This window comes from Streptomyces sp. SM10 (assembly GCF_002910915.1).
Taxonomy (GTDB): Bacteria; Actinomycetota; Actinomycetes; order Streptomycetales; family Streptomycetaceae; genus Streptomyces.
In genome coordinates this window covers 8,659-14,481 of sequence record NZ_NEUF01000137.1, presented here as the reverse complement: position 1 = coordinate 14,481, position 5,823 = coordinate 8,659, and the positions used below count along the sequence as shown (strand labels likewise).

The window sequence follows — 5,823 nt, the reverse complement described above, 5'->3', positions numbered from 1 at the left end:
GCAGCGGGAGGAGGACAAGAAGTACCAGGACGAGCTGCGCGAGGAGCAGAACCAGCAGCGGGAGGAGGACAAGAAGTACCAGGACGAGCTGCGCGAGGAACAGAACCAGCAGCGCGACGAGGACAAGAAGTACGCGGAGGAACTGCGCGAGGAACAGCGGCGCGAACAGGAAGAGGCCAGGCGCGAGGCCGAGGAGCAGCAGAAAGCCGTCACGGAGAGCCTCGGCGGACTGAACGACCCCAACGCGGCCACCACGCAGGACCTCGGGAACCTTGACAGCCTGCTGAACGCGAACATCCCGTCCACCGAGAGTCCAGGGAACCTGGACACCGGGGGCGGCGAGGGCAACCAGCAGGGCCCCGTCCCGTCCACGCTCGCGCAGAACCTGGGGAGCCTCGGTCCGCTCAACAGCGGCGGCCCCGGCGGGACCAACAAGGCCGTCAACGACGCGAACCAGGCCATTACCCAGGACCTCGGCGATCTCGGCGGCCTGAACAACGCCACCGGCGGCCTCCTGAACACCCCCACCGGCGGCAGCACCCAGCTGGACGGCGGCAAGCTCACCTCGGACTTCCCGGACGGCAGCACCAGCACCTTCGATCCGGACAGCGGGCTGGTCACCACCACGCACCCGGACGGCAGCGTCACCACCCAGAGCCTGGGCGACGGCATGAAGGTGACCAACCCCGACGGGTCCATCACCTCCCTCGGCGACGACGGCAAGCTGACCACCACCTTCCCCGACGGCACCACCCAGGTCGTCGACCCCACCACGGGCCAGGCCACCACCACCGACCCCGACGGCGCCACCACCACCCAGAACCTCGGCAGCCTCGGCGATCTCAACCGGCAGAACGGCCTCGGTGGTCCGGGGGACCTCGGCGACATCAACGCCGACCTGCCTACCCAGTCGATCGGCGACCTGGGTGACCTCGGAAGCCTCAACGGCGACCTGTCCGGCCTGGAGACGCCGACCGGCGGGCACACCGCACTGACGAACGGTGACTTCGCCACGACGTTCGCGGACGGCAGCAAGGGCGTCTTCGACCCGGACAGCGGTTCGTTCTCCCTCACCGCCCCCAACGGTTCCACCGTGACCACGGACCTCACCCACGGGGCGTCGGTGACCAACCCGGACGGCTCCACCACCGCCCTGGACAACGGTCAGCTGACCACCACCTTCCCGGACGGCAGTAAGCAGGTGATCGACCCGGACACCGGCATCGCGACGGTCACCGACCCGCAGGGCAGGACCGAGACGGTCGACCTGCACGACCTCAACCAGGGCGGCCGCAACGGCAGTTCGAGCGTGCTCGACCGTCTCGGCAGCATCGACGGATCGGGAGGCCTCGGCGATCTCGGAGGGCTGCACGGGTCGGGTGGCTCGGGAGGGCTGGACACGACCGGCGGTGGCGGCATCACCAGCGAGGTGCCGCTCTCCGATCTGGGCATCGGTGGGGGACAGGCGAGCACCGGTGCCCTCGGCGGCGGCCTCTCCCCGGACGGCCTCGGTGCGGCCGACCCCCTCTCGGACGGCTCCGCGGGCAGCGCACTCACCCCGTCCGCCGGCGCCGCCCAGGCAGGCGCACCGGGAGCACCGGGCACACCCGGCAGCCCCGGCATGCCGATGGGCGGCGGCATGGGCGGCATGGGCGGGGGTGGCGAGAAGGGCAACGGTGAGCGCGTGCGCGCCGTCCTGGTCGACGCGGCGGAGGAGAGCGAGCGCCGTAACCGCCGCCGGCGCAGCCCGTGGAACCGCCAGGAGGACAGTGACACCTTCCTGGCCCCGGCCCGGCGGGTGACGACCACCGGCGGCGACACACCCGAGGAGGAGGGGGAGCCCCGCCAGAGGTCGACCAGCTCCGCCGACTACCTGGAGGAGGACGTGGACGTGTGGGGCACCGAGGAGGGCGGCACGCCGGCCGTCATCGGCCGGTGACCGGCGTCCGTGTCCGGCGCGGCACGGCGGGCGGCGCATCGAGGGGGAACGCGTCCCACCCACCCCCGGCTTCCCGTGTCCGGCGTTCACCAGGCAAGATCAACAGAGCAGTTGACGCACTGTTCAGGACCGTTCGCACCGACCGGGCGTACGGAGAGACCTGCGGAGAAGGAGGGGAGCGGGCGTGACGGAACCGCTGGAGAAGCGACTGGAGAAGGCCATGGCCGAACTGCAGTCGGCTCAGGAGGCGATAGCGCGCACCGAACGCGAACTGCGGACGGCGTCGTTCTCGTCGCTCTCCTCCGACCGTGCGGTCCGCGCCACCGCCGGCCCCCAGGGCGAGCTGACCGGGATCGAGTTCCTGGAGAACAAGTACCGCGACATGTCCCCGCAGGAACTGGCCGCCAGCGTCCTGGAGGCGGCGAGCTCGGCGCGCCTGAAGATGAACCGGCACGTCATGAAGGCGATGGCACCCTTCGCCGAGCCGAGCAGCGATGTGCCGGAGCTGAAGGGCTTCGAGCTGGACTGGGAGCGCATCTTCGGTCCTGAGGTGCTGCGCGAGGACGAGGACCCGGCGCGCGACGGTCGGGCAACCCCCGCCTGGCGCGACGCACTCGGCGAAGAGGGAGGGGACTGAGGATGGGCGAGCGGTACTACGTCGACCCGCAGCGCATCGAGGCGCTGGCGGGACAGCTGGAGGAGATCGGCGCCCTCACCAGGAGCATGACCGAGGAGTTCCTCGACGACCTGGCGCCGACGGTGAACTGGCCCGGTTCGGAAGGGGAGTTCGCGGAGAAGGCCAAGCCGCAGGAGCAGAAGGAGCGGCAGACCACCAAGGACACCATGCTGTCCATCCGCGACGCGCTGGTCGGCATCACCGACGCCACGGTCAGCCAGGTCCGGATGATGAAGGACACCCGCGACCACAACATCGAGCAGGTCGAGAAGGGCACCAGCCGCATCGAGGCAGACGGACTCGGCAACTCGGGCGGGCATGGCCGCCGCTGATCCACCCCGCTCCGCAGGCCCCTCCCGCACCACGCCGGGAGCGGTCGCTCCGTCCTGCCCGAGCGGGCTCCGGGGCGGCTCTCGATGAGCATCCACGTATCGCCCGAGATCAACACGATGATCTTCATCCTCACCGGGGAGAAGCTCATCGACGCCGACGAGGACCTGGCCTTCGACAGCCGTGTGCCCTACTCCGGTCTGGGCCGCAAGCTGGAGCGGCTGTCCTCGCTGATCGACAAGTCGATCCACGACATCGGCGAGTCGATGCCGGACGACCTCTCCAAGTCGTACGCGAACGCGATGGGCATGCTCGTCGACGACGGCGGCAAGAACTACCTGAAGGACTTCGCCGACCAGCTCGACAGGATCGCCGAAGGCCGGCGCAAGACCTCCATGGACATCATGGAGTCGAAGTGGCAGGTCATCGCCGAGATCATCCGGTTGCTCATCGAGATCGCCATCTACCTGGCGATGTCCTTCTTCACCGGTGGGGCCTCGGCCAGTCAGATCATGATGGCCAAGCTGCGCAGCCGCTTCTTCATCCTCACCACGATGACCCACCTGCTCCAGCGGCTGCACCTGGCGCCCTCCCTGACCGAAGCGTTCGCCGAGGCGTTCACCACCTTCGCGGTGCGGCTGGCGATGATGAACTTCGCCCCCGACGGCCGCCGTCCCGACGGCTTCGACTGGAACGACATCCTCAAGGCCGCGGCGTTCGGCGCGGCGGCGGGCGGCCTCACCAGCATCTTCGACAGCTTCGCGAAGAACATCGTCAACAGCTTCGACAAGAACTTCCTGAAGAACGGCCCGGACCTCGATTTCAAGGGTCCTCCCCACCCGAAGAACAACCCGGACCTGGACGTCAAGGGCAACGGCCCGAGCCCGAAGCCGGACCCCACGCCGAGCCCGAAGCCGGACCCCACGCCGACCCCCGGCCCTGGCCCCACGCCGTACGGAAACGGTCCGGGGCCTTCGAGCAAGCCGCCGGTCACCTTCCGGAACGATCCGCTCTCCTTCCGGAACAACCTCGACCTGTGGCGGAACAACCAGATCCTGCGCAACAACGCCGACCGGCCGGGCGCACTGGCCGGGCACTACGGGCTGAAGGGGACGGCCGACTTCCTTGCCGCAGGCGCGGGCGAGGCGCTCGCGGAGATCCTGATCAAGGGTGCCTTCGACGGCGACTGGTCGACCAGCTGGTCCACGTTCGTCGGCGCGGGCATCAGCAGCCAGGTCGAGAGCACACTCAGCGACACCGCCGTGAACAGTGGCGCCGAACTGCGCCACGCCATCGACAACCTGCGTCACCAGCCGCCCACTGTCTCGGGCGGAGTCAGCGGCACCGGCACCGACGGTTCCTCGCGTTCCGGCGCGGACTCCGACCGCACCGACGGCTCCTCGGGCGGGGACACCACGGGCGGCGACGGGCCGGCGCCCGCCTCGCCCCCGCCCGTCGTCCAGCAGACGACCGGCCAGGGCGATGCCACCGGCAGCCAGTCCCCGCCGCCCTACGTTCCGGAGAATCCGCCGCCCTACACGACCCCGGCCCCGCCGCCGTACACCCCTGGCCCGCTGCCCGTGACCGCCGCCGAGAACGAGCTGTGGCGGCAGGTCCACAGTGGCTCCGCCGAGGTCCGCCAGCAGGCGTTGGACGACCTCGCCGCACTGCGCGGCACCGCGTCGGGGCCGGGCGGTACAGAGATCGGCGTCCGTGACGGCCTGCAGGGCGGCTTGTCGCAGCTGCCCGAGGTACGGGTGGTGCCCGCCGGGAACAGCCCTGCCGTACAGATCGACGCCGACGAGGTCCGCCGCGCCCTCGGTGGCTTCGACGTCCCGGTCACGGCGAGCCCTCCGCCCACCGGCACCCCCGGGACGCACGGGAACAGCGTGGCCCCGGTCGCCGGAGGCCCCACCGGGGCCGCCCCGGGGGGTGCCACCGCCGGTACGCCGCCGGAGAGCCCGGGCGTGGACGTGCCGGAGAGCCCGGCCGCGACGGGAGACGGCAACCCAGGGGTCGTATCGCCCGAGGGCACGGCCGCGGCGTCCCCGGAGCACGCGGAGGGCGACCTGCCGAGCGGTTCCCACGAGTCGGCCCCACAGCACGGCCCCGCGTCCGCCCCGACGGGCCGAGAAGCAGGCACTCCCATCCCCACGGGCGGCCCCGCCGTCTCCACCCCGGCCGGAACGAGTGGCGGAGCCCGGCCGGGCGGCGTCCCGGCGGGGTCGGCGACACCTTCGGCCACGCCCCAGCAGGGAACCCGCGCCCCGGCAGACGGCTCCCCGCAGCCCGGGTCCTCGCCGCAGACCGCGTTGTCCCCGGATGCCGTGAACCCGACGGTGCACGCGGCCACATCGGACTCCGCGCCGGGTGCCACCCCTGCGGCGGAGGCTGCGACCCCTGACCCGGCAGCCGGCGACGCCGACACCGCTCCGCCGCAGATCAGCACCATCGGTTCGTCCCCCGAAACCGGCGACGTGCGCGACCTCGGCGGCACGGCCGACGTGAAGGCGCGTCCCGCCCCAGCCGGAGGCACCGGGCCCACCCGGGCCGCGCCGCTGACGATCGTGGTGTCGGAGGTGCCGCCGCCGGGCGAGGGGTCGCCCGAGGCGGTGGCGCTGCTGGACGGCGCCGGCACCGACCGGGCCGTCGTGCTCGGGCCGACAGCCGTGCCGGAGAGCGGGGGACGCCCGGCACGCACGGCGGTGGAGCTGACCCGGGAGGGGCCCGACGCACCGGTCCGGGTCCGCCCGCTCGCCGGTCCGGCACCCGTCACGACGACCGAGGGCGACACCGCGTTCCCCGGTGCGGACGTGCTGCTGCCGCTCGCCGACGCGCTCGGCCCGATGCCTCGCCCCACCACCGAGAGCGGCGTGAC

Annotated in this window: 2 protein-coding genes and 2 pseudogenes; all 4 read left to right on the top strand. The window is 71.8% G+C overall.

What is annotated here, in order from left to right:
• A pseudogene (locus tag B9S57_RS35660) lies at nucleotides 1-1,939 on the top strand (hypothetical protein); the annotation flags it as partial.
• 184 nt (nucleotides 1,940-2,123) lie between these two features.
• Nucleotides 2,124-2,576 carry a YbaB/EbfC family nucleoid-associated protein gene (locus B9S57_RS22130; RefSeq protein ID WP_103517307.1) on the top strand — a complete coding sequence of 151 codons (453 nt, stop codon included), beginning with the start codon at nucleotides 2,124-2,126 and terminating at the stop codon, nucleotides 2,574-2,576.
• 2 nt (nucleotides 2,577-2,578) lie between these two features.
• Nucleotides 2,579-2,947 carry a hypothetical protein gene (locus B9S57_RS22125; RefSeq protein WP_103517306.1) on the top strand — a complete coding sequence of 123 codons (369 nt, stop codon included), beginning with the start codon at nucleotides 2,579-2,581 and terminating at the stop codon, nucleotides 2,945-2,947.
• An 84-nt stretch (nucleotides 2,948-3,031) separates the two neighbouring features.
• A pseudogene (locus tag B9S57_RS35655) lies at nucleotides 3,032-5,823 on the top strand (hypothetical protein); the annotation flags it as partial.

Excerpts from the sequence above, each read along its gene's own strand:
- B9S57_RS22125 (WP_103517306.1), top strand. The coding sequence starts at position 2,579 with ATGGGCGAGCGGTACTACGTCGACCCGCAGCGCATCGAGGCGCTGGCG.